This is a genomic window from Methylomicrobium album BG8 (assembly GCF_000214275.2).
GTDB lineage: Bacteria > Pseudomonadota > Gammaproteobacteria > Methylococcales > Methylomonadaceae > Methylomicrobium > Methylomicrobium agile.
In genome coordinates this window covers 3,321,481-3,344,471 of the sequence record NZ_CM001475.1, presented here as the reverse complement: position 1 = coordinate 3,344,471, position 22,991 = coordinate 3,321,481, and the positions used below count along the sequence as shown (strand labels likewise).

The 22,991-nt window shown below is 58.9% G+C and carries 24 protein-coding genes and 1 tRNA gene; 16 read left to right on the top strand and 9 right to left on the bottom strand.

Features of this window, described 5'->3' with window-relative positions; genetic code table 11:
* Positions 1-99: 99 nt before the first annotated feature.
* Complete coding sequence (gene tsaD, locus METAL_RS14385) at positions 100-1,113, bottom strand: tRNA (adenosine(37)-N6)-threonylcarbamoyltransferase complex transferase subunit TsaD (protein WP_005373387.1); 1,014 nt, start codon at positions 1,111-1,113, stop codon at positions 100-102.
* Positions 1,114-1,226: 113 nt separating this feature from the next.
* On the opposite strand from tsaD, the gene rpsU reads away from it, so the two are divergent.
* The 12 genes from rpsU (at position 1,227) to METAL_RS14325 (ending at position 12,667) form a co-directional block, all read left to right on the top strand.
* Positions 1,227-1,460: a 30S ribosomal protein S21 gene (gene rpsU, locus METAL_RS14380; RefSeq protein ID WP_005373386.1), complete on the top strand. Its 234-nt coding sequence runs from the start codon at positions 1,227-1,229 to the stop codon at positions 1,458-1,460.
* A 15-nt stretch (positions 1,461-1,475) separates the two neighbouring features.
* Positions 1,476-1,925: a GatB/YqeY domain-containing protein gene (locus tag METAL_RS14375; RefSeq protein WP_005373384.1), complete on the top strand. Its 450-nt coding sequence runs from the start codon at positions 1,476-1,478 to the stop codon at positions 1,923-1,925.
* A gap of 25 nt (positions 1,926-1,950) precedes the next feature.
* Positions 1,951-3,675 carry a DNA primase gene (gene dnaG / locus METAL_RS14370; protein WP_005373382.1) on the top strand — a complete coding sequence of 575 codons (1,725 nt, stop codon included), beginning with the start codon at positions 1,951-1,953 and terminating at the stop codon, positions 3,673-3,675.
* A gap of 78 nt (positions 3,676-3,753) precedes the next feature.
* Positions 3,754-5,565: an RNA polymerase sigma factor RpoD gene (gene rpoD, locus METAL_RS14365; protein WP_005373380.1), complete on the top strand. Its 1,812-nt coding sequence runs from the start codon at positions 3,754-3,756 to the stop codon at positions 5,563-5,565.
* Between the two features lie 11 nt (positions 5,566-5,576).
* Positions 5,577-5,653, top strand: a tRNA-Ile gene (locus tag METAL_RS14360).
* A gap of 71 nt (positions 5,654-5,724) precedes the next feature.
* Positions 5,725-6,885, top strand: a complete 1,161-nt coding sequence (gene metK, locus METAL_RS14355; protein ID WP_005373379.1) for a methionine adenosyltransferase — start codon at positions 5,725-5,727, stop codon at positions 6,883-6,885.
* A gap of 28 nt (positions 6,886-6,913) precedes the next feature.
* On the top strand, positions 6,914-8,203 hold the full coding sequence (gene ahcY / locus METAL_RS14350; RefSeq protein ID WP_005373377.1) for an adenosylhomocysteinase: 1,290 nt from the start codon (positions 6,914-6,916) through the stop codon (positions 8,201-8,203).
* A 68-nt stretch (positions 8,204-8,271) separates the two neighbouring features.
* Positions 8,272-9,132 carry a methylenetetrahydrofolate reductase [NAD(P)H] gene (gene metF / locus METAL_RS14345; protein WP_005373375.1) on the top strand — a complete coding sequence of 287 codons (861 nt, stop codon included), beginning with the start codon at positions 8,272-8,274 and terminating at the stop codon, positions 9,130-9,132.
* A 136-nt stretch (positions 9,133-9,268) separates the two neighbouring features.
* Complete coding sequence (locus tag METAL_RS14340; RefSeq protein WP_005373372.1) at positions 9,269-10,015, top strand: 16S rRNA (uracil(1498)-N(3))-methyltransferase; 747 nt, start codon at positions 9,269-9,271, stop codon at positions 10,013-10,015.
* A complete protein-coding gene (locus METAL_RS14335) occupies positions 10,009-10,887 on the top strand; it encodes a CPBP family glutamic-type intramembrane protease (RefSeq protein ID WP_005373371.1) in 879 nt (292 codons plus the stop codon). Before METAL_RS14340 ends, METAL_RS14335 begins: the two co-directional genes overlap by 7 nt.
* A gap of 5 nt (positions 10,888-10,892) precedes the next feature.
* Entirely contained in the window at positions 10,893-11,828 is a 936-nt protein-coding gene (locus METAL_RS14330) for a YbgA family protein (RefSeq protein WP_005373370.1), read from the top strand.
* A 2-nt stretch (positions 11,829-11,830) separates the two neighbouring features.
* Positions 11,831-12,667 (top strand): SDR family oxidoreductase, encoded by an 837-nt coding sequence (locus METAL_RS14325; protein ID WP_005373368.1) that lies wholly within the window; start codon positions 11,831-11,833, stop codon positions 12,665-12,667.
* A 12-nt stretch (positions 12,668-12,679) separates the two neighbouring features.
* On the opposite strand, the gene METAL_RS14320 is transcribed toward METAL_RS14325, so the two are convergent.
* Positions 12,680-12,982 carry a hypothetical protein gene (locus METAL_RS14320; protein WP_005373367.1) on the bottom strand — a complete coding sequence of 101 codons (303 nt, stop codon included), beginning with the start codon at positions 12,980-12,982 and terminating at the stop codon, positions 12,680-12,682.
* Positions 12,983-13,134: 152 nt separating this feature from the next.
* On the opposite strand from METAL_RS14320, the gene METAL_RS14315 reads away from it, so the two are divergent.
* Positions 13,135-13,794, top strand: a complete 660-nt coding sequence (locus METAL_RS14315) for a glutathione S-transferase family protein (protein ID WP_005373366.1) — start codon at positions 13,135-13,137, stop codon at positions 13,792-13,794.
* 5 nt (positions 13,795-13,799) lie between these two features.
* On the opposite strand, the gene bioD is transcribed toward METAL_RS14315, so the two are convergent.
* The 5 genes from bioD to bioB all read right to left on the bottom strand — a co-directional run bounded on the left by bioD (position 13,800) and on the right by bioB (position 18,453).
* Positions 13,800-14,471 (bottom strand): dethiobiotin synthase, encoded by a 672-nt coding sequence (gene bioD / locus METAL_RS14310; RefSeq protein ID WP_005373364.1) that lies wholly within the window; start codon positions 14,469-14,471, stop codon positions 13,800-13,802.
* A gap of 1 nt (position 14,472) precedes the next feature.
* Positions 14,473-15,279 carry a malonyl-ACP O-methyltransferase BioC gene (gene bioC / locus METAL_RS14305; protein ID WP_005373362.1) on the bottom strand — a complete coding sequence of 269 codons (807 nt, stop codon included), beginning with the start codon at positions 15,277-15,279 and terminating at the stop codon, positions 14,473-14,475.
* Positions 15,276-16,067, bottom strand: a complete 792-nt coding sequence (bioH, locus tag METAL_RS14300) for a pimeloyl-ACP methyl ester esterase BioH (RefSeq protein WP_005373360.1) — start codon at positions 16,065-16,067, stop codon at positions 15,276-15,278. The genes bioC and bioH overlap by 4 nt, the downstream gene beginning before the upstream one ends.
* Before the next feature lie 19 nt (positions 16,068-16,086).
* Positions 16,087-17,271, bottom strand: a complete 1,185-nt coding sequence (gene bioF / locus METAL_RS14295; RefSeq protein ID WP_005373359.1) for an 8-amino-7-oxononanoate synthase — start codon at positions 17,269-17,271, stop codon at positions 16,087-16,089.
* Between the two features lie 180 nt (positions 17,272-17,451).
* Entirely contained in the window at positions 17,452-18,453 is a 1,002-nt protein-coding gene (gene bioB / locus METAL_RS14290; RefSeq protein WP_005373356.1) for a biotin synthase BioB, read from the bottom strand.
* Positions 18,454-18,512: 59 nt separating this feature from the next.
* Between bioB and METAL_RS14285 the strand changes: the two genes are divergently transcribed.
* From METAL_RS14285 to METAL_RS14275, 3 genes are all read left to right on the top strand, one after another.
* Positions 18,513-19,208, top strand: a complete 696-nt coding sequence (locus tag METAL_RS14285) for a ComF family protein (protein WP_005373355.1) — start codon at positions 18,513-18,515, stop codon at positions 19,206-19,208.
* On the top strand, positions 19,208-19,501 hold the full coding sequence (locus tag METAL_RS14280) for a hypothetical protein (RefSeq protein WP_005373353.1): 294 nt from the start codon (positions 19,208-19,210) through the stop codon (positions 19,499-19,501). Before METAL_RS14285 ends, METAL_RS14280 begins: the two co-directional genes overlap by 1 nt.
* 184 nt (positions 19,502-19,685) lie before the next feature.
* Positions 19,686-21,257 carry a glycerol-3-phosphate dehydrogenase/oxidase gene (locus METAL_RS14275; protein ID WP_245549386.1) on the top strand — a complete coding sequence of 524 codons (1,572 nt, stop codon included), beginning with the start codon at positions 19,686-19,688 and terminating at the stop codon, positions 21,255-21,257.
* Here METAL_RS14275 and corA read toward each other — a convergent pair.
* Both corA and METAL_RS14265 read right to left on the bottom strand, forming a co-directional pair.
* Entirely contained in the window at positions 21,235-22,299 is a 1,065-nt protein-coding gene (gene corA / locus METAL_RS14270; RefSeq protein ID WP_005373350.1) for a magnesium/cobalt transporter CorA, read from the bottom strand. The genes METAL_RS14275 and corA overlap by 23 nt on opposite strands.
* A 5-nt stretch (positions 22,300-22,304) precedes the next feature.
* A complete protein-coding gene (locus tag METAL_RS14265) occupies positions 22,305-22,946 on the bottom strand; it encodes a YchE family NAAT transporter (RefSeq protein WP_005373348.1) in 642 nt (213 codons plus the stop codon).
* Positions 22,947-22,991: the final 45 nt, after the last annotated feature.

Below are 22,991 nucleotides of genomic sequence, written 5' to 3'. Positions count from 1 at the left end.
GGTTTACCGGGTTCCGCCATTCGGAACGGGGCAGGATATCGAACGGGTTTCCGGAACCTCGGATTGGCGGATCGCCTATCGCGGCATCCGCCCGACAAATCAACCGGCGGCCGTCAATTCGCCGATCGGCCAGCGCGGCCTGGCCTTGATCGCAAGCGGTTCCTGCTGGCCGGCCAATAAGCGCTGGCAGCCTGCATAGGCGATCATCGCGCCGTTGTCGGTGCAGAAGGCGGGCCGGGGAAAATAAATCGCGGCATTTTCCTTTTCCGCCATTGCGCGGAGCGAGGCGCGGATTTGGATATTGGCGCTGACGCCGCCTGCGACCACCAGCGTTTTAAGCCCGGTCTGCCGGAGCGCGCGCCGGGATTTGATCGTCAGCGTGTCGGCGACCGCGCCCTGAAAGGCGAGGGCGATGTCGGCCTTGTCCTGCTCGCTTCGGGCGGTTGCCTGCAAAGTATTCAGCGTGAAAGTTTTCAGTCCGCTGAAGCTGAAATCCAGGCCGGGACGGTCGGTCATCGGGCGCGGAAAGGCGAATCGCGGCTTTCCGGTCCCGGCCAGGGCCGACAGTTTGGGGCCGCCCGGATAGCTCAGGCCGAGCATCTTGGCGGTCTTGTCGAAGGCTTCGCCGGCGGCGTCGTCGAGCGATTCGCCGAGGATCCGGTAGCGGCCGATGCCTTCGACTTCGACCAGTTGCGTATGGCCGCCGGAAATCAAGAGGGCGACGAACGGGAATTTCGGCGGCTCCGGCTCCAGCATCGGCGCCAGCAGATGGCCTTCCATGTGATGCACGGCGACCGCCGGCACTTGCCAGGCCCAGGCCAGGCTGCGCGCGGTCGCGGCGCCGACCAGTAGGGCGCCGATCAGGCCGGGGCCTGCGGTATAGGCGATGCCGCCGATATCGTGGTGTGCCAGTCCGCTGTCCCGAAGCGCCTGCCGGATCATCGGCGCCAGTTTGCGGATATGATCGCGCGATGCCAGTTCCGGTACGACGCCGCCGTACTCGCGGTGCAGGTCGATCTGGCTGTAGAGGAGATCGGACAACAGTCCCTGTTCGGAATGGTAAAGCGCGACGCCGGTCTCGTCGCAAGAGGTTTCTATGCCTAAAACGATCATCAGGTTTTGAAAATGAGCCAAAAGAAAGGTATAATTAGGAGTTTACTAGAGTGGGTGCAGTAATGCCCTTGTTTTTTAAATCTTAACACAACCGGAAATTTGGAACCCTAATAATGCCGTCAGTCAAAATTAAAGAAAACGAACCTTTCGATATCGCCATTCGCCGCTTTAAACGCGCCTGTGAAAAAGCCGGCGTCTTGGCCGAAGTCCGTCGCCGCGAGTTTTACGAAAAACCGACCACGGAACGCAAGCGTAAAGGGGCTGCGGCGGTCAAACGGCATTTGAAGAAACTGGCACGCGAGCGTTATGCGTTGAAAAATCTGCGCCGCGGCCGGCCTACGACTTAATTTCCGGTTCGGGCGATGGAATTATTGACGGATCGTATCAAGGACGAAATGAAAGCCGCCATGAAAGGCGGAGACAAATTCAAACTGGGCGTGATCCGTTTGATTCTGGCGGCTTTCAAACAGGTCGAAGTCGACGAGCGCATTACGCTCGATAACGACCGGGCCATCCAGGTGCTGGACAAAATGCTGAAACAGCGGCGCGAATCGATCAAGCAGTACGGCGATGCGGGCCGCAACGATTTGGCCGAGGCGGAAGAGGCCGAAGTCAGAATCATTCAGGAGTTTCTGCCGGCGGCGCTGAGCGATGCCGAAATCGAGGCGATGGTGAGGGAAGCGATCGCCGAATCCGGCGCCGCGTCGATCAAAGACATGGGTAAAGTCATGGGTCTCTTGAAGCCGAAAATGCAGGGACGTGCCGATATGGCGTTAGTCAGCCAAAAAATCAAGGCCGCTTTGGGAGGATAAACCTCCCTGCGAATCGCTTTAACCTATGTCCGAGGGACGCATACCTCGTCAGTTTATCGATGACCTTCTGGTGCGGGTCGATATCGTCGATCTTATCGATGCGCATCTTCCTCTCAAAAAAACGGGGGCGAATTTTATCGCCCGCTGTCCTTTTCATACCGAAAAGACGCCGAGCTTTTCGGTCAACCGCAACAAGCAGTTCTATTACTGCTTCGGCTGCGGAGCGAGCGGCAATGCGATCACATTTTTAATGGAATTCAATCGGCTCGACTTTGTCGAAGCGGTTGAGGATTTGGCGGCGTTCGTTGGGGTCGACGTTCCAAAGGAATCCGTTTCCGCCCGAGGTTCGCCGCAGAAAAAAGACGATCTCGGTAATCTGTATCAATTGATGGAGCAGGCGACGGCTTTCTATACGGATCAATTGTACGCGAAAGCGGGTGCCGCGGCGCTCGATTATTTGCGGGGCCGGGGTGTAGACGATCAGCTGATGAGGGAATACCGGCTCGGTTACGCGCCCGATGCGTGGCAGTCTTTATCGGGGCGGTTTAATTCGCAAGCTTTGCTGGATACCGGTCTGGCGGTCAGAAATGACGCGGGCCATGCGTACGACCGGTTTCGCGGCCGCGTGATGTTTCCGATTCGCGACAAGCGCGGCCGGATCATCGGCTTCGGCGGCCGAGTACTGGACGATTCTACCCCAAAATATTTGAATTCTCCAGAAACATCCCTATTTCATAAAGGCAGGGAGGTTTACGGCCTCTACGAATTGCTGAAAAAAAATGCCAAGCCGGAACGGATTTTGCTGGTCGAGGGTTACATGGATGTGATCGCGCTGGCGGGATCCGGTATCGATAATGCCGTAGCCGCTTTGGGTACCGCCGCATCGCAGGCTCATGCCGAACTGTTGTTCCGTTTTTCGGCGGAACTGGTGTTTTGTTTTGACGGCGATCGCGCGGGAAGGGAAGCGGCATGGCGCGCGATGGAGGCGGTGTTTCCCTGCCTTAAGGACGGGCGTCAGGTGCGCATTATGTTATTGCCCGAGGCCGAGGATCCCGATTCGCTGGTGCGCAAGGAGGGCGTCGAGCGGTTTCAGGCCCGGGTGCGGGAGTCCGAGGTGTTATCCGATTATTTTTTTGCCCAGATCGCCAGAGGTTTGCAGTTGTCCAGTCTCGAAGGGCGTGCGCAACTGGTCGGCAAGGCCCGCCCTTACCTTGAAAAATTGCCGGCAGGTGTTTTTAGGGAAATGATGTTTACTAGACTCAAGACTTTGTCCGAGTTTAATACACTGGATGTTTCGAAGAATGAGTCTACACTTAATCGAAACGCCCGTCTTCAAAGCCAGCGAGATAAAACCCGAATGACTGCCGCGCGGATGGCGGCTGCCTTGTTGGTGCAGAATCCCTGTTTGGCCGAGCGTTCCGAATTGCGGGAAATCGATTGGAGCACGCTGATATTTTCCGGCGTCGAACTGTTCAAGAATATTGTAGAAGTGATTTGGGCGCAGAAACCTGCAACTACTGCCGTGCTGCTCGAGTCATACCGCGGTTCGGACGATGAAAAGCCGGTCAAGGGGCTCGCGTTTCTGGAACTGTTGATCGCGCCGGAAAATATCGAAAACGTTTTTCTCGATGCGCTCGCCGGTTTGCTCAAACAGTCCGCGGAAAATGAATTGGAGCGGCTTTTGTCTAAAAAAGTACTGACTCTCGAAGAAAAAGAGTCCCTGCGCAAGTTGTTGGCGCTCAAAAAGTAAGTGCCAAATCATAAGTTTATATAGTAGAATTGCCTGTTACGTGTAATTCTGCTGAATTGCATATCCGGTGAGTGAATGATGAATCAAGAACAGCAACAGTCTCAGATTAAACAATTGATTGCCAGAGGCAAAATTCAGGGCTTCCTGACTTATGCCGAAATTAATGACCACTTGCCGAGTGACATTGTCGATCCCGAGCAAATTGATGATTTCATCGGCATGATCAATGACATGGGGATCCAGGTCTACGAAGTTGCACCCGATGAAGACTCATTGATTACCGACGCGGCCGCGGTCACGACCGATGACGAAGACGCGGAAGAAGTTGCCGCGCTGGCCTCGGTCGACAGCGAATTCGGACGGACTACCGATCCGGTCCGAATGTACATGCGCGAAATGGGTTCGGTCGAGCTGTTGACTCGGGCGGACGAATTGAAAATCGCGAAAAGGATTGAAGAAGGGCAGCAGCAGCTGGTCAAGGCTCTGGCACGCTCCTGCGTGGTGGTGGACGACTTTCTGCAATCCTACAATTCGATTTCGGCCGACGAGGGCGGCATCCGCCTGAACGATCTGATCACCGGTTTCGCCGATTACAGCGAAACCGACGACTTGAGCGTGGCGCAGACCGGCGCGGAAGATGTCGAGGACACCGCTCCGGCCGACGAAGAGCTGAAAGGGCTGAATCTCGAAGAGGTCAGCGAAAAAGTCGAGCGGTTAAGGGTGCAATTGCAGGTCGCGACCAATGCCTGCAAGAAATACGGCTATGCGAGTGCGGAAACCGAGCAGGCGTTCGATGTGCTGGCCGATTTGTTCATGGAATTCAAATGGACGCCCCAGTATCTGAAAAAAATGTCCGGAATCATTCCCGAAGGCGTTGCAAGCGTTCGCGAGCAGGAAAGAATCATTCTGGACATCTGCACCAAGCATGCAAAAATGCCGCGTCCGGAATTCATCGCGATGTTTACCGAGGACGAGAGCAATCCGGTCTGGCTGGACCGCTGCCTGGAGGAGGGCAGCAAGTACGCGGAAGCGTTGAAGCCGCATGAAAAGGAACTCCGTAAGGCGATCAAGGCCCTGGGCGAGATCGAAGCGAAATTCGGTCTGACGATCAACGGCCTGAAAGACATCAACCGGCGCATGTCGATCGGCGAGGCCAAATCGCGGCGTGCGAAAAAGGAAATGATCGAAGCGAACTTGCGTCTGGTCATCTCGATCGCGAAAAAATACACGAATCGCGGCCTGCAGTTCCTCGACCTGATTCAGGAGGGCAACATTGGCCTGATGAAAGCGGTCGATAAATTCGAATACCGGCGCGGTTACAAATTCTCGACCTACGCGACCTGGTGGATTCGCCAGGCGATTACCCGCTCGATCGCGGATCAGGCGCGTACGATCCGGATTCCGGTGCACATGATCGAAACGATCAACAAGCTGAACCGGATTTCCCGGCAGATCCTGCAGGAACTGGGCCGCGAGGCGACGCCGGAAGAACTGGCCGTGCGGATGGAAATGCCCGAAGACAAGGTGCGCAAGGTGCTGAAGATCGCGAAAGAGCCGATTTCGATGGAAACGCCGATCGGCGATGACGAAGATTCGCATCTGGGCGATTTTATCGAAGATTCGAGAGTGCTATCGCCGGTCGAATCTGCTACAATTGCCGGCTTGCGCGAATCGACGCAAAACGTGCTGGCGGGACTGACCGCGCGTGAAGCGAAGGTGCTCAGGATGCGTTTCGGCATCAATATGAATACCGACCATACGCTCGAAGAAGTCGGCAAGCAGTTTGATGTGACCCGCGAAAGAATACGCCAGATCGAAGCCAAGGCGCTCAGAAAGCTGCGGCATCCATCGAGATCGGAACAGCTGCGCTGTTTTCTTGACGGCGACTAAAAAACGAACACGGGCCCTTAGCTCAGTTGGTTAGAGCGTCCGACTCATAATCGGCAGGTCGTAGGTTCAAGTCCTACAGGGCCCACCAACGCATAAAAAAGGCTGCCGTTGCAGCCTTTTTGCGTATCAGGCTTTCTATCACTTTTAAAAGGCACTTCTATGAGCAACAATTTCATTTTTACCTCGGAATCGGTTTCGGAAGGGCATCCCGACAAGGTCGCGGACCAGATTTCCGATGCGGTACTGGACGCGCTGCTGGCGCAGGACCCCAAATCGCGCGTCGCGTGCGAAACGATGGTAAAAACCGGCATGGTCATCATCGCCGGCGAAATTACGACCAATGCCGGGGTCGATCTGGAAGAACTGGTCCGCAAGACCGTCTGCGCTATCGGTTACGATCACGGCGACATCGGCTTCGACGGCCAGAGCTGCGCGGTGTTGAACGCGATCGGCAAACAGTCGTCCGACATTGCGATGGGCGTCGACGAAGCCGAAAACCACGAACAGGGCGCGGGCGACCAGGGCCTGATGTTCGGCTATGCGACCAACGAAACCGACGTGTTGATGCCGGCCCCGATCCAGTATTCGCATCTGCTGGTCAAACGCCAGGCCGAAGTGCGCAAGAATAAAACCTTGCCTTGGCTGCGTCCGGACGCGAAGAGCCAAATCACGTTCCGCTACGAAAATCACAAACCGGTCGCGATCGACACGGTGGTGCTGTCGACCCAGCATGCGCCGGACATCAGCAACCAGGCGATCCATGAAGCGGTGATGGACGAAATCATCCTGCCGGTATTGCCGAGAGAATGGGTACACAAGGACACCCAGTTTTTCATCAATCCGACCGGGCAGTTCGTGATCGGCGGCCCGGTCGGCGACTGCGGCCTGACCGGACGCAAGATCATCGTCGACAGCTACGGCGGCATGGCACGCCACGGCGGCGGTGCGTTTTCGGGCAAGGACCCGTCCAAGGTCGACCGTTCGGCGGCCTATATGGCGCGCTACGTGGCGAAGAACATCGTTGCGGCGGGCCTTGCCGAGCGCTGCGAAATTCAGGTGTCCTACGCGATCGGCGTGGCGGAACCGACGTCGATCACGATCGAAACTTTCGGCACCGGCAAGCTCGGCGAAGATCGTCTGGTCGAGATCGTCCGTTCGATTTTCGATCTCCGGCCGAAAGGCCTGATCGCGATGCTGGACCTGTTGAAGCCGATCTATCAGCCCACCGCCGCCTACGGCCACTTCGGACGGACCGAAGACACCTTTACTTGGGAAAGAACCGACAAGGTCGAAGCCTTGCGCGATGCGGCCGGCATTTAATTCAGTAAGGAAAATAGAGGAGCGGGAAATGAGCCAAGATTATAAAGTCGCCGACATGGCGCTGGCGGAGTGGGGGCGCAAGGAGATCGCCATCGCCGAAACCGAAATGCCGGGCCTGATGGCGCTGCGTGCCGAATACGGCGCCGGGCAGCCGCTGAAGGGCGCGCGGATCGCCGGTTGCCTGCACATGACGATTCAGACCGCGGTGCTGATCGAAACCTTGACCGCGCTGGGCGCGGAAGTGCGCTGGTCGTCCTGCAACATCTTTTCCACCCAGGACCATGCCGCGTCCGCGATCGCCGCGGACGGGATCCCGGTGTTCGCCTGGAAGGGCGAGACCGAGGCCGAATTCGACTGGTGCATCGAACAGACCATCGAAGGCCCGAACGGCTGGCGGCCGAACATGATTCTCGACGACGGCGGCGACCTGACGCTGATGATGCACGAGAAATATCCCGAGCTGATGGCGAACGTCCGGGGCCTGTCCGAGGAAACCACGACCGGCGTGTTGCGCCTGCACGAACGGGTCGCCAAAGGCACTCTGATGGTGCCGGCTTTCAACGTGAACGATTCGGTCACCAAGTCCAAATTCGACAACTTGTACGGCTGCCGCGAATCGCTGGTCGACGGCATCAAGCGCGCGACCGACGTGATGGTGGCGGGCAAGATCGCGGTGGTTTGCGGCTACGGCGACGTCGGCAAGGGCTGCGCGCAGTCGCTGCGCGGCTTGGGGGCGACGGTCTGGATCACCGAAATCGATCCGATCTGCGCCTTGCAGGCGGCGATGGAAGGTTACCGGGTCGTCACGATGGAAGAAGCCGCGCCGCTCGCGAACATTTTCGTGACCGCGACCGGCAACGTGAATGTAATCACGCATCAGCACATGCAGGCGATGAAAAACCAGGCGATCGTCTGCAACATCGGCCATTTCGACTCGGAAATCGACATCGCTTCGCTCCGCCAGTATACCTGGGAAAACATCAAGCCGCAGGTCGACCATGTGATCTTCCCGGACGGCAAGCGCCTGATCGTGCTGGCCGAAGGCCGGCTGGTCAACCTCGGCTGCGCGACCGGCCATCCGAGCTTCGTGATGTCCAATTCCTTCTGCAACCAAGTGCTGGCGCAGATCGAACTGTGGAACGCTGCCGAACAGTACGAAAACAAGGTTTACGTGCTACCCAAAAAGCTGGACGAAAAAGTCGCCAGCCTGCATCTGGCGCAAATCGGCGTCCAGTTGACCCGGCTGACCGAGGAGCAGGCGCGTTACATCAACGTGCCGGTCGAAGGTCCTTACAAAGGCGAATATTACCGTTATTGATCTTCTCCCGATCCGGGCTGCCTTGCTGGGCAGTCCAACCTATCGTCTGCCCGGCTCAGGCTCAACGCATGAAATCACGCTACACGCACCCGAAAGTGCTCAGTTTCGAGTTTTATCCTCCGAAAACCGAAGAAGGCGCGGCCAGCCTTAAAATCGTTCACGAGAAGCTTGCCCGGCTGAATCCCGGATTTTTTTCGGTGACTTTCGGCGCGGGTGGATCGACGCGCGAAAAAACCTTCGAAACGGTCGTCGAAATCCAGTCCAAGGGCATCGCGGCCGCGCCGCACCTGTCCTGCGTCGCTTCGACCCGGAATGGCATCCGGACGATATTGAACGACTATCGGGACAAGGGCATCCGCAAGATCGTCGCGTTGCGCGGCGACCTGCCGTCCGGCATGCTGTCGGCCGGCGAATTCCGCTATGCGAACGAACTGGTCGAGTTCATCCGCAAGGAAACCGGCGATGCGTTCGAAATTCACGTCGCGGCTTATCCTGAAGTGCATCCCCAGGCGCCGAATGCCGACGCCGATTTCAACAATTTCAAGCGTAAGGTCGAAGCGGGAGCGGACGCCGCGATCACCCAGTATTTTTATAACGCCGAGGCCTATTTTTATTTCCGCGACCGCTGCGAACGAAACGGGATAACGATCCCGATCGTGCCGGGCATCATGCCGATCACGCAGTACTCGCAGTTGTTCCGTTTCTCCGAGATGTGCGGCGCGGACATTCCGCGCTGGCTGCGCAAGCGCCTCGAATGTCTGGGCGATGATCGCGCGGCGATCCAGGTCTTCGGTCGGGATGTGGTGACCGAATTGTGCCGGAAACTGCTCGAACAAGAGGCGCCGGGCCTGCATTTCTATACGATGAATCAGTCGGGCCCGACGCTCGCGATACTCGAGAATCTCCAATTCTGGCCGTCGGCGGCATGAATACGCCGTCTTCCGGGGCCGCCTAATATAGACCTGCCAGGTTTTAAAAACCTGGTAGGTCTTGCGACCTTCTCAGACTGAATCTTCGGCGCTGCCCCCCGTCGAATTTCATATTGCCAAGCTTTCCTTCATCGCGATGCGAATTTCCCGACTCTATGTTTCCCAACCGTTAAACTGTGGTCAGCACATCGAACTTGACGATGACAGCGCGCACTATGTCAGGACCGTGCTGCGGTTGGCCAAAGATAACAGAATCATATTGTTCGACGGCTCGGGAGCGGATTATCCGTCGGTATTGCTCGAGGTCAGCCGGAACCGGGTGGCCGTCGCGATCGAGCAGCGGCAGAGCCGAGATGTCGAGTCTCCGCTGGCGGTGTGCCTCGGGCTCGGCATGGCGCGCGGCGATCGGATGGATTTGTCCGTGCAAAAAGCCGTCGAGCTCGGCGTGAACCGGATTACCCCGATCGAAACCGAGCGCTGCCTGGTACAGTTGAAAGGCGACAAGCGCGTCCAGCGCTTTACCCATTGGCAGCGCATCGTGCGGCATGCGACCGAACAATGCGGACGGAGCATCCTGCCGGAACTGGCGCCGATCACTTCGCTCCATCAATGGGTATCCGAACAACAAGGTTTGAAACTGTTTCTCGACCCTTATGCCGAGATTACCCTGGCCGATTTGCAGCCGGAAGATGATCAAGTGACGCTGTTGACCGGACCTGAAGGCGGCTTTGCCGATCACGAGCGGGAGGCCGCGAAAGCGGCCGGTTTCGTGCCGGTTCGGCTCGGCGGGCGGATTTTGCGCACCGAAACCGCCTCGTTGGCAGCCTTGTCCGCGGTGCAGATGCTGTGGGGCGATTTTCGGAGCGGCCCGAAAGCATGCTGAAGCGCATTTATTATGCGTTGGTTCCGCTGGCGGTCTTGCTGGCCGTTTCGCTGCTGGCCTGCCTGCTCGGTTATTTCCTGGTTCAGGCCGTCGGCGACCGTTTTACCCTGTCCAAAGTCATTTCGAAAACCACGCTGGTTTTCCTGGTGCTGAGCATCTTTCCGGCGATGGCCCGGCTGAAGATCGGTCGGAGCGACCTGGGCTTCGCCTCCGGGAACCTGTGGCTCAAGCAGATTCCGCAGGGCTTCGCGCTCGGCCTCCTGATACTGCTGCCGGTGCTGTCGGCCGAGTATCTTCTGGACATCCAGAGCCTCGACCGGGCGAAAGAGTGGACTGCCCTGCTGATCGCCCGGAAGATGGGTTTGATCCTGTTATTGTCGCTGCTGATTTCGTTGATCGAAGAGTCGCTGTTCCGCGGTTTGCTGATCGCGTCGCTGGGCAGGAAAATGCCGCCGTTCGCGGCGATCGCGGTTAGCGCGCTCTATTATGCCTCGCTGCACTTTCTGCACAGCCATTCGACGATTCCAGGGGAACAGGCGGATTGGTCGAGCGGTTTCCGGCTGCTCGCCGAAGCGTTCGGGAATCTGTTTAACGCGTACAATTTTCCGGACTGGCTGGCTTTGTTTGCGGTCGGCATTTTTTTGGGCATCCTGCGAACGCGTTCGTCCGCGAATCTAGGGCTTTGCATCGGTTGCCATTCGGCCTGGGTCTGGCAGATCAAGATGGGCAAGACCCTGTTCGATACGCATCACAATGCCGAATACGGCTTTCTGGTCGGCTATTACGACGGCATGATCGGCTGGCTGGTGGCCGGCTGGCTGGCGCTGTTCCTGCTCGCTTACGGCGTTTACCTTCGCGTTCGCGGTATTTGAAAAATATGAACAAAATTCCGATCGGCATCAGCAGTTGTCTGCTCGGCCAGGAAGTCCGTTTCGACGGCGGCCACAAGCACGATTTTTATATTACCGGTACGCTCGGCCAATATTTCGAATTCCATCCGTTTTGCCCGGAGGTCGAGATCGGCCTGGGCGTCCCGCGGCCAACGCTGCACCTGGTCAATGTCGACGGACAGGTACGCTGCGTCGGCGTCAAAGACTCCGAACACGACGTGACCGAGCGCCTGCGGGCGTATGCGGAAGGGCTCAAGGACCGGCATGCCGGGCTGTGCGGCTACATTTTAAAAAAGGACTCGCCGAGCTGCGGAATGGAGCGCGTCAAGGTCTATCACGGCGGGCAGCCGCGCAAGGAAGGGGGCGGGATCTATGCGGAGGCGATGATGAAGGCGAATCCGCTGCTGCCGGTCGAGGAGGAGGGCAGGCTCGGCGATCCGGGGCTGCGCGAGAATTTCGTCCAGCGCGTTTATGTCTATTACCGCTGGAAGCAACTGATCGCCGAAGGCATTACCGCCCAAAGCCTGACCCGCTTCCATGCCCGCCATAAACTGATCGTCATGAGTCACGGCGATTACCGCGAACTCGGGCGGATGCTGGCCGGTTTGACCGAAGAGAATCTGGCCGAAACGGCCGGGCGGTATATCGCCGGGCTGATGAAACTGCTGAGACCCGTGCCGACCCGCGGCAGGCACGTGAATGTCCTCCAGCATATCCAGGGCTATTTGAAAACGGAGCTTGATTCCGACGACAAGGCCGAAATGGCGGAGGTGATCGAACGCTACCGGCGCGGCGAAATTCCGCTGATCGTGCCCTTGACCTTGCTTAAGCATCATTTCCGGAAGGCGCCGGATCCCTACATCGACGATTCTTACTACATGTCGCCTTATCCGCAGGAACTGCGGCTGATCAACGGACTGTAACGATGGCCAACATTTTGATCGTCGGCTGCGGCGATGTCGGCACGCGGCTCGGAAAGCAGTTGATCGCCGAGGGGCATCGGGTGACCGGTTTAAGACGGTATCCGCCCGATGTCGAGGAAGGCATTCGTTGCCTGAAGGCGGATATTTCGAATGCGGATACGCTAGCCGGTCTCGAAGCGGATTTCGACCAACTGTTCTACATCGTCTCGGCCGACGGCCGGAACGAAGCCAGTTACCGAGCCGTTTATCAAACCGGCTTGCGGAATGTGCTGGAAAAATTTCCCGGCACACCCTGGATCTTCGTGTCATCGACCAGCGTGTACGGGCAGTCGCACGGCGAATGGGTCGACGAAATGTCCCCGGCCGAACCGGGCAATCCGAACGCCCGGCTGATCCGGGAAGCGGAAAAACGGGTACTGGCGGCGCATCCCGGCAACATCGTCGCGCGCTTTTCCGGCATTTACGGGCCGGGACGCGAATATCTGGTCAGGCTGGCGGCGAGCCGGTCGGCGATTCAGCGAACGCCGCCTTACTATACGAACCGGATTCACCGGGACGACTGTGCCGGCGTGCTGGCCTTTCTCTTCGAACAGCGTCTGGCGGGCAGGGCATTGGATGCCTGTTATCTGGCCAGCGACGACGATCCGGCGCCGCTGTGGGAGGTCGTCTCCTGGCTGGCCGAACGCCAGCAGTGTCCTCTTCCGGCCGTCAAAGAGACCGGCACCGATGCGCCGATGAACAAACGCTGTAATAACGCCCGCTTGAAGGCGCTGGGGTACCGTTTTTTATATCCCGGTTATCGGGAGGGATATGGGTGGGTAAAACCGGCGCCGGATTGAAGACGCCGGGAGTCAGAAATCGCCACTTTCGGTAACGGTGAATTCGATCCCGCCGGTTCGTTTGGCGATCCGGTTATATAAAAAGCAACCGATCACTGTGAAAAGATAGCCGAACAAACCGCTGATCAGCGGGATCATCAAGGTGGCGATCAGCAAGCGAAGCCATATTGCATTAAAGCGGCCGAGTATTTCCGGATGCGAAATCACCCCCACGAGCAACAGTGCGATAAAAAAGAGGATACTGACGGCGGCGGATACAAACGCGACGATTTTGCCCGTCCGATGCAAAGAGATATGGGTGATTTGTTTTTTCATGGGGGTCGAATATTACATTTTGCGGTAGCTGGAAAAATGCACTGCATCCTATCGTATTTCCGGCCCGTCTGAAAACTCCCGCATAGCGGATTAAAAACGGGCAGGGCATCGGGCGCTGCTTTCGCCGGACAACTCACCGGAGCATCGACAGCATGATCGAAATTTTTTGGGGCCGCGGCAGCCCGTATTCCTGGCGGGTCCAACTGGCGCTCGAAATCAAAGGAATCCCTTACCGGAGCCGGCAATTGAGTTTTGCCGATGAGGATCTCAAGTCGGACGAGTTCCTGGCCATCAATCCCCGGGGACAGGTTCCCGCGCTGAGAGACGGCGGATCGACGCTGTACGAATCGATCGCGATTCTCGCTTATCTCGATGCGATACGGCCGGAGCCGGCTCTGTTCGGGAACGCTCCCGAGGAACGCGGGCTGATCTGGCGGCTGATCATGGAATGTGTTTATCACCTGGAACCGCACATGACCGCGTTTGCGGGCACGATCATTTCCGGAGAGTTGCCGGAAAAAACGGACGAAGCGATCGCGTCCCGCCGGCAGGTCGAACAGGAGCTGGACCGGCTCGAAGCGCTACTGGAGCGAAACGATTATCTGGCCGGCAGCCGGCTTTCCGCGGCGGACATGGCGGTTTATCCGGTCGTTCAGCTCCTGCTGATCGCCGCCCGGCGCGAAAACACCGAGGCGGTCAGCGGCAGGCTGTGCCGGGCCGATGCGCATTTTCCGGCGCTGAAGGCGTGGTGTCGGCGGATCGAGGCATTGCCCGGATTCGAAAGGACCAATCCGCCGCACTGGCGGGTTTGAGGGCGTCAGAGCCGATCCGTCGTCAGAAAACGGCCCAGGTCGTTTAAATCGGCATTCGGCAGATAGGGGAGCGTCCCCAGCAGAGGCGCAGCCAGCGTTTCCCTGAGGGTGGCGATATTGGCTTCCGCGCAGCGCATGTCGGGATCGTTGCACACCGCAATCCAGCCGGCCAGCCTGAGTCCTTTCAGCGTGATCGCTTCGGCGGTCAGTTTCGCGTGATTGATGCAGCCGAGTTTGATTCCGGCTGACAGGATCACCGGAAGGCCCAAGGTCAGGGCAAGGTCGCTGATGTCCTGGTGCGCATTGACCGGCGCATACCAGCCGCCGGCGCCTTCGACCAGAACGACGTCGGCTCGCGCCTGCAATTGTTCGAGGCGGGATTTTACCACAGCGAAATCGGCCGGGTTGTTCCTGCCGGCCAGATGCGGTGAAATCGGCAGTTCGTAGGCGTAGGGATTGATCAGGTCGTAGTCGAGGGAGACGCTGGCATGGGCCTGCAGCAGCAGCGCGTCTTCGTTTGTCAATTTTCCGCCCCGAAACCGGCAGCCCGAGGCGACCGGTTTCATGCCCGCGACCCTTTTTCCCCGGTGTTTGAAGGCCTGCATGAGCGCCAGCGTCGCCCAGGTTTTGCCGGCGTTGGTGTCGGTGCCGGTAATGAAATAGCCTTGCCGGAGCATGTCAGGCACGCGCGGAAACTTGTAGGATTTCGAAAGTAGCCGGAAGCGAGCCTTCGACCCGGTGACGCTCGTAAGCGCCATACATCGCCTGCATCCGCGCTTTGCCGGTTAGGTTTTTCGGCCTGGCGAGATGGGCATTATGGGCGCCGATCGCTTTGAGTTCGCGCATCAGGTCGGCCACGTTCGCATAGCGGGGCGTATGAACGAATTGCCGTATCCGGCATGCGCTGAAACCCGTTGTTTGCAGGAGACCGAGCAATTCCTGTCGGGTATGAAAGTCGTTCACATGCGGCAAATCGTCGACTTTAGCCCAGGCGCGCTTGAGTTCCTTCAGGGTTTGCGGGCCGAACGTCGAGAAGATCAACGGGCTGCCGGGTTTCATGATCCGCTTCAGGTCGGTCAGCACCCGGTCCAACCGGTCGCACCACTGTAGCGCCAGATTCGAATAGACGCCGTCCAGACACGCGTCCGCGAACGGCAGGCGTTCGGCGTCGGCGCAGATGTAAGTAACCGTCGAATCCGCGTTAAGAGGCCGGCCTAGCTTGGCGCGCGCGGCATCGAGCATGGCCGGGGCGATGTCCAGTGCAATCACGGTCTTGGGCGGAATGGGAACGGCTAACAACAGCCCGGTCAGATTGCCGGTACCGCAGCCGAGATCGAGCACGGTGCCGCGGATGCCCGCTTCCTCGATCGGCCGCATCAGGTCGGACGCGCTCCGGCGCTGCAATGCGGCAGCCCGGTCGTAAGTCCGGGAAGCGGCGCCGAACGATTGCCGGATGCGGGGCTTGTCGAGCAGGGCCGCGTTCATTGGGACTCCATAAAGCCGGCAATGATCGCCAGCAGCTGTTGCTGATGAGTCAGGAAGGGCACATGCCCGGCCTTCTCCAGCCGATGTAATTGCAACTTCGGCTGCAGGCGCTGGAGATGCGCGCCGACCGCGTGCGGCACCAGGGTGTCCCGCCCGCCCAGAATCGCCGCGACGGGGCGGTCGAAGGCGGCCACGGCCAGGCGTAAGTCGGCCTCTTTCAGCACTTGCAATCCCTGCAGCAGCGAGGCATTGTCGGGCGGAGCGCATTCGAAAACGGCCGCTTTCAAGATCTTCAACAACGCTTTCGTTTCGGGCAATCCATGCACTTGCAGGGCTAGAAAGCGCAGCAGGGTTTGCTGGGCATCGGCGGTCAACTGGCCGGAAAAAGCCTCGAGCACGCGAAGCGAGACACCGGGCCAATGGTCGGGATCGTCGGTGCCATCATAAGTGCGGACGAAGCGGGGATTGCCGGCCAGCAGAAGCAGACGGTCGGTGCGGTCCGGGAAGCGGGAGGCGATATCGAGCGCGACCGTTGCGCCGAGCGACCAGCCCAGCCAGCAGGCCGGCTCATCGCCGACCGCGGTCAGCAGGGCTGGGGCGAGATGCTCCAGGTCAAACGCGGAAATCCTGCCGCTGCGTCCGTGTCCCGGCAGATCGACGCAGGTGACGCGGTAATGCCCGGCCAGCGCCTTGGCAAAGGGCCGCCAGATGCCCGAGTGCATGCCCCAGCCGTGCACCATCACGATCGGTTTGCCGTGGCCGTAGGTTTCTGTATGGATGTGTGTCATTTAGGAAGTTCAATGCCGTTCACGGCGCCGTATCCGTATCGTTTTTAGCCTTGAGTCGGTCCAGTGCATCCAGCAGCCTGTCGACCTGCGCTTCCTCATGGGCCGCGGAAAGCGTGACTCTAAGCCGCGCGCTGCCTTGCGGTACGGTCGGCGGCCGAATCGCGCCGATCAAAAAACCCGTTGCGAGCAGTGCTTCGCTGAGCGCAGTGGCTTTCCAGCTGTCGCCGATCAGGATCGGCTGGATCGGCGAGGGAGACGGCATTGGTTCGAGGCCGATCTGTGCGGCGCCGTGCCGGAAGCGCTCGGTCAGGATTTTCAGCTTGTCGCGCCGCCAGGTTTCGGCATGGGCAAGCCGCAGGCTCGCGCGTGTCGCTTCCGCGACCGCGGGCGGCAGCGCGGTGGTATAGATGTAGGTGCGCGCTTTCTGGATCAACAGTTCGATGAGGGCGTCGGAGCCGGCCACGAAGGCGCCGAAGGTGCCGAACGCCTTGCCCAGCGTGCCGACCAGCACCGGTACGTCGGTTTGATTCAGTCCGAAATGTTCGAGCACGCCGCCGCCCCGTTCGCCGAGCACCCCGAGGCCGTGCGCATCGTCGACCAGCAGCCAGGCGCCGGTTTCTTGCGCGAGTTCGGCGAGGGCCGGCAGCGGCGCCAGGTCGCCGTCCATGCTGAAGACGCCGTCGGTCACGATCAGTTTTTTGCCGCCGGCGCCAGACATTGCGCTTTTCAGGTGTTCGGGGCCGGCATGGCGGTAGCGCTTGAAGCGCGCGCCCGACAACAGGCCGCCGTCGATCAGCGAAGCATGGTTCAGGCGGTCTTCGAACACCGTATCGCCGCGGCCGGTCAGCGCGGCAATCGCGCCGAGGTTTGCCATGTAACCGGTCGAGAACAGCAAGGCCCGCTCGCGGCCGGTAAACTCGGCCAGTTCCTCTTCGAGCGCGTGATGGGCCATGCTATGGCCGCAGACCAGATGCGCCGAGCCGCTGCCGACGCCGTAGCGGTCGGCGGCGTTTTTGAAGGCGCCAATCACCTCGGGATGATTCGCGAGGCCCAGATAATCGTTGCTGCAAAAATTGACCAGTTCGCGGCCGTCGGCCGTCAGATGCACGCCTTGCGGCGAGGCAACGATACGCCGTCTGCGGAATAAGCTTTGTGCGGCTATCGCTGCGAGCGTATGTTCGACATCGGTCTCGAAGGCGTTCATTCGGAAATATTGTTGGCAAGCGTAGGGCGGATGCCGTCAGGCGATCCGCCAACTGGCAATTATCACCGGCGGAACCGCTATCGCGTTCCGCCTTACTCGGGTTGTCGTTAACCCTGCATGAGTCCTCAAATGTGTTGGGTTGTAACCCAACTTACCTTTGAACCCTCGGGGCGATGGCCGTTATTGATGCGCGTAGTTGGAACCGCCCATATGCACGCCGAGCCGTTCGAACAATGCCTTGTCGCGGTTCGTCATCGGGTTGTCGGTGGTCAGGAGCTTGTCGCCGTAGAAGATCGAATTGGCGCCGGCCAGAAAGCACAACGCTTGCATTTCGTCATTCATTTCGGTGCGGCCCGCCGACAGGCGCACGCGCGATTTCGGCATCATGATCCGCGCGACCGCGATCGTCCGGATGAAGACGAACGGATCCAGCGCTTCGGTGCCCATCAGCGGCGTGCCTTCGACCTGCACCAGCATGTTGATCGGCACGCTTTCAGGGTGCGACGGCATGTTCGCCAGCTCGATCAGCAGTTTGGCGCGGTCGTCGTCGCTTTCGCCCATCCCGACGATGCCGCCGCAGCAGACATTAATGCCGGCGTCGCGGACACGCGCGAGCGTGTCGAGGCGGTCTTGGTAGGTGCGGGTGGTGATCACCTCGGAATAATACTCTTCGGACGTATCCAGGTTGTGATTGTAGTAATCGAGGCCGCCTTCCTTCAGGCGCGCGGTCTGTTCGTCGGTCAGCATGCCCAGCGTAACACAGGTCTCCATGCCCAGCGCTTTGACGCCCTGCACCATTTCGACTACTCTCTCGATATCCTTGTCCTTCGGCCTGCGCCAGGCGGCGCCCATGCAGAAGCGGCTCGCGCCTTCCGCCTTGGCCCGTTCCGCGGCTTTCAGGACCGCATCGACCGGCATCAACGCCTCCGGCTTCAGGCCGGTATCGTAACGGGCGCTTTGCGGGCAGTAGCCGCAATCTTCGGAGCACGAGCCGGTCTTGATGCTCAACAGGCTGCTGACCTGCACTTCGTTCGGGTCGAAGTAGGCCCGGTGCGCGCATTGCGCCTTGAAGATCAGATCGTTGAAGGGCAATGCGAACAGCGCGCGTACTTCGTCGAGTTGCCAGTCATGGCGGACCGGTGCGGCGGCTTCGAGGGCACTGGAGGCAGGAAGGGCGGTCATGCGAAAAATCTCCGGGTAGGGCTGAATTGAAAACCGATCCACTCAATTCTCTAAAAAGGGTGAACAACTGGCTCGATATTATACAGCAACTGCTGTTTCCGCCAACCTGTGTCCTGTGCGGGAGTGCGGGGCAGACGGGGCGTGATCTTTGCTTGCCGTGCCGGGAGCAATTGCCGGTCAATGCCTGCTGTTGCCCGCGCTGCGCAAATCCGCTGGCAGCGGCCGATGCGGACCGGCTTTGCGGGCGCTGCGTTGCCCGCCCGCCTGCGTTCGATCAGGTGTATGCGCCTTTTCTGTACCAGGAAGGCATGCGCCATCTGATCACCGGCCTGAAATTCGGTTCCCGCCATGCCCATGCGCGTTTGCTCGGGCAGCTGCTGGCCGAGCATGTCGGCCGGCATGCGTTGATGCCCGATTGCATCATGCCGGTGCCTTTGCACAGGGCGCGCTACCGAAAGCGCGGATTCAATCAAGCGATCGAGATCGCCCGGCTGATCGCTTCCGAAACCGGGACTCCGCTCGATCTCTACAGTTGCCGGCGGCGGCGCGCTACCCCGCATCAGGCCGGCCTGACTTCCAAACAGCGGCAGAGAAACATCAAAAGTGCGTTTGAACTGATTGTGCCGGTTCATTACCGGCATGTGGCGATTCTCGACGACGTAATGACGACCGGTTCCACCGTGCAGGAGATGGCTTTGCTGCTCAAGGGGCAAGGGGTCGAACGCGTCGATGTCTGGGTTTGCGCCCGCGCCTGATGTGTTATGATCAAATCCACGAAAAACACGAAAAACACGAAAAACACGAAAAACACGAAAAACACGAAAAACACGAAAAACACGAAAAACACGAAAAACACGAAAAACACGAAAAACACGAAAAACACGAAAAACACGAAAAACACGAAAAACACGAAAAACACGAAAAACACGAAAAACACGAAAGGCGCGAAAGGCGCGAAAGGCGCGAAAGGCGCGAAAGGCGCGAAAGGCGCGAAAGGCGCGAAAGAGTGTCGTGCTTAGGGGCGGAAAATGTATGGCTGCTTTTTTGAGCCGGTCTATCAAGAGCGCAGGGAATATCCGAGAGCGCCTGGTTTGCCGATCGGCTTGAGCCGCTATCCGAAAGCGACGGTTGAATGGATCAAGCTATGAAATCTTTCGTGCCTTTCGTGTTTTTCGTGGACAATGCACGGTATCAATGATGAGGTATTTACGGCGGCTGAGGCAATGAATCGGATGATGACGCGCGATTTTTCCCGATTGAACGGGCCGATATTCGATGTATTGGTTTGCGGCGGCGGCATTTACGGCGCCTGGACCGCGTATGATGCGGCCCTGCGCGGCTTGAAAGTCGTCTTGATCGACCGGGGCGACTGGGCGAACGCGACGTCCAGCGCTTCGAGTAAGCTGGTGCACGGCGGCCTTCGCTATCTCGAAAATTTCGATTTCAAGCTGGTGCGCAAAACGCTGGCCGAACGGCAGATGCTGCTGGCCGCGGCGCCGCATCGGGTGCGGCCGTTGCGTTTCGGCGTGCCGGTTTACCGGGGCGGCCGGCTGGACCGCTTTCGGTTGGCGGTCGGCCTGACGCTGTATGACGGGTTGGCCGGCGCGATCGGCGGGGGCCAGGGTTTTCGTTATTACGGCGGACGCAGGTTTTCCGGGCGCTTTCCGTTTTTGCGCGCCGACGGTTTGAAAGCCGGATTTACCTATCTCGACGCCCAGACCGACGATGCGCGGCTGGTGCTGGAGTTGGTGGCCGGTGCGCAAAGCGCCGGCGCGGTCTGTGTCAATTACTGCGAAGCGGGCGATTTTCTGGAGCGGGACGGCAAACTTTCCGCCACGGTCGTGACCGACCGGACGACAGGCGAAAGCATGGCCGTGCAGGCGCGGCACTTCGTGAATACGGCCGGGCAATGGGCCTTCCGGCTGCAGCAAGGCCGGCAAAACTACCGCCTGAGCAAGGGCGTGCATCTGGTGCTGCCGAACCTGTTGGGCAATGAGGCCTTATTGCTGACCGCAAAGGCCGACGGCCGGGTATTCTTCATGATTCCCTGGTACGGACGGACGCTGGTCGGCACGACCGATACCGACTATGCGGGCGATGTCGACGCCGTAAAAGTCGAAGCGGAGGACATCGATTACCTGTTGAACGAAGTGAACCATTTCGCTCGCAATACGCATTGGGCGAAAGACGACATCATCGGCGCTTTCGCGGGACTGCGGGTCCTGAAGGCAAGCGATGCGTCCTCCCCGTCGGCGGTCAGCCGCGACTGGGAACTGCAGGCGGCGCCGAACGGGCTGTTGACCTCGATCGGCGGCAAATTGACGTCGGCCAGAAGCGACGCGGCGGAGATCGTCGACCGGCTTTGCGGTGACTTGGGTAAACCGGTACGCTGCGCGACTTTCGGCAAGCCGCTGCCCTGGGCGCCAGAGGGGGATTTTCCGGCTTGGTCCGCAGCGATGATCCGGCGCGCCGTTGCACTGGGCATCGACCGCGAAAGCGCCGACTGGCTGCTGTTCCGGTACGGCAGCCGCGTCCCGGAAATCTTCGACCAGTGCGGGAAACGGCCCGGCTCGGCGGTGCGGATCGTTGCGGACGCGCCTTTTATCGTTGCCGATTTGCTGGTCTGCGCACGCACCGAAATGGTCGTGCGTCTCGAAGATCTGCTCCGGCGCAGGCTGCCTCTGCTGATTCTGGCGAAACTGGCGCCGAAAGAGGTCAGGCGGATTGCGGAAACGATTGCGCCGGTTCTGGGCTGGGATCAGGAAAGGATCGAGGCGGAACTCAAAGCCATTTGCGTTTCTTGAAGAATAGCAGCAGTACGCCCGAGATGGCGATAAACACCGCCCACAATACCGGATAGCCCCATTTCCATTTCAGTTCGGGCATGTATTCGAAATTCATCCCGTACACGCCGGCAATGAAAGTCAACGGAATGAACAGCGTCGCGAACACGGTCAATACTTTCATCGTCTCGTTCATTTTGTTGCTGATGCTGGACAGGTAGATATCCAGCATTCCGGAAATCAGGTCGCGGTAGGATTCCAGCGCCTCGATGATCCGGAGCGCATGATCGTAGACATCGGTGAAATAATGTTGGGTACGTTCGTGCAAGAGCGGCGATTCGCTGCGGTGAATCGCCGTCAGCAGTTCTCGGAGCGGGGAGATCGATCGGCGCAGATAAATCAGTTCGCGTTTGATTTTCTGAATCGTCGCCAGGGTGCAGTGGGTCGGATTGGTCAGGAGCTCGTCTTCGACCGTTTCGATCAGTTCGTCGAAAGCATCCTGCAGCGCGAAGTATTCGTCGATGACCGTATCCATGATTACGTAAGCCAGATAGTCGCCTTTCTGGGTGCGTATGTGGCTTTGCGGTACGTTCAGCCGGTTGATGATCGGGTCCAGGATCGTGTCGGACTTTTCCTTGAAGGTGAAGACGATATTGTTCAACAGCAGCAGGCTGATCTGCTCGTACTCGACCGAGGCATCGCCGTTCTGCAGCGCGATCGCCTTGAGTACGATATACAAATAATGCTCGAATTCCTCGAATTTGGGCCGCTGGTGCGTATTCAGAATGTCTTCGAGTACCAGAGGATGAATATTGAAATGCCGACCGATTGTCTCGACGACCGAGACATCCTGCAGGCCGTGCACAATGATCCAGGTGACCGTTTCGGGCGTGTCGTACTGCGGGATCTCGTCCGTTGCGGCGAGTGTGCGTATTTCAAGTAGCGAGGCGTTGTAATTGATTACCGTAATGCTCCGGATGTGATCGTGCACTTCGCCGACATGCACGAGCGAGCCGGGCGGCATGCCCGATTTTTCGGAAGCATAGCTTAACGATTCGATCATGCGCGTCAAAGCGGGGCGGACAAAACCGGAAACAGGCCTTTCAAGCCGCTCGCCATGAACTCGATCGCCAGCGCCGACAGGATCAGGCCCATCAGCCGGGTAAAGACATTGATGCCGGTCTGCCCCAGGTGCCGGGTCAGCCAGGGAATGAAACGGATGACGGCCCACAAGATCAGCACGACCGCGAGAATGTCGAGGCTGATCAGCAAATAGTGTTCGATGCCGTTACCCATTTGCGCATACAGGATCACCGCGCTGATCGCGCCGGGGCCGGCCAACAGCGGCATCGACACCGGCACGATCGCGAGCGAGCGGTGGTTTTCGAGCGCTTCGGCTTCCTGGCGGTTATGCACCGTTTCGCTGGTTCTCGCCTGCAGCATCGAGAGCGCCATCAGCATCAGCAAAATGCCGCCGCTGATTTTAAAGGAATTGATGCTGATCCCGAAAAAATGCAGCAGATCCTCGCCGACGAACAGCGCGGCCAGCAGGATCGCCGCGACCGCCAGCGCGGCGGTGCCGGCGATCGAATTCAGTTCGTTCCGGTCGCCGCGCGCCGTCAGGCCGGCAATGATCGGCATGACGCCGACCGGATCGACCACCGCCAGCAGCGCAATGAAGATTTTGATATAGTCGCTATAGTCGAGCATCGTTTATCTTCCTCCAGGCGGCTTGCGGCGCAGGATCGTAAATGG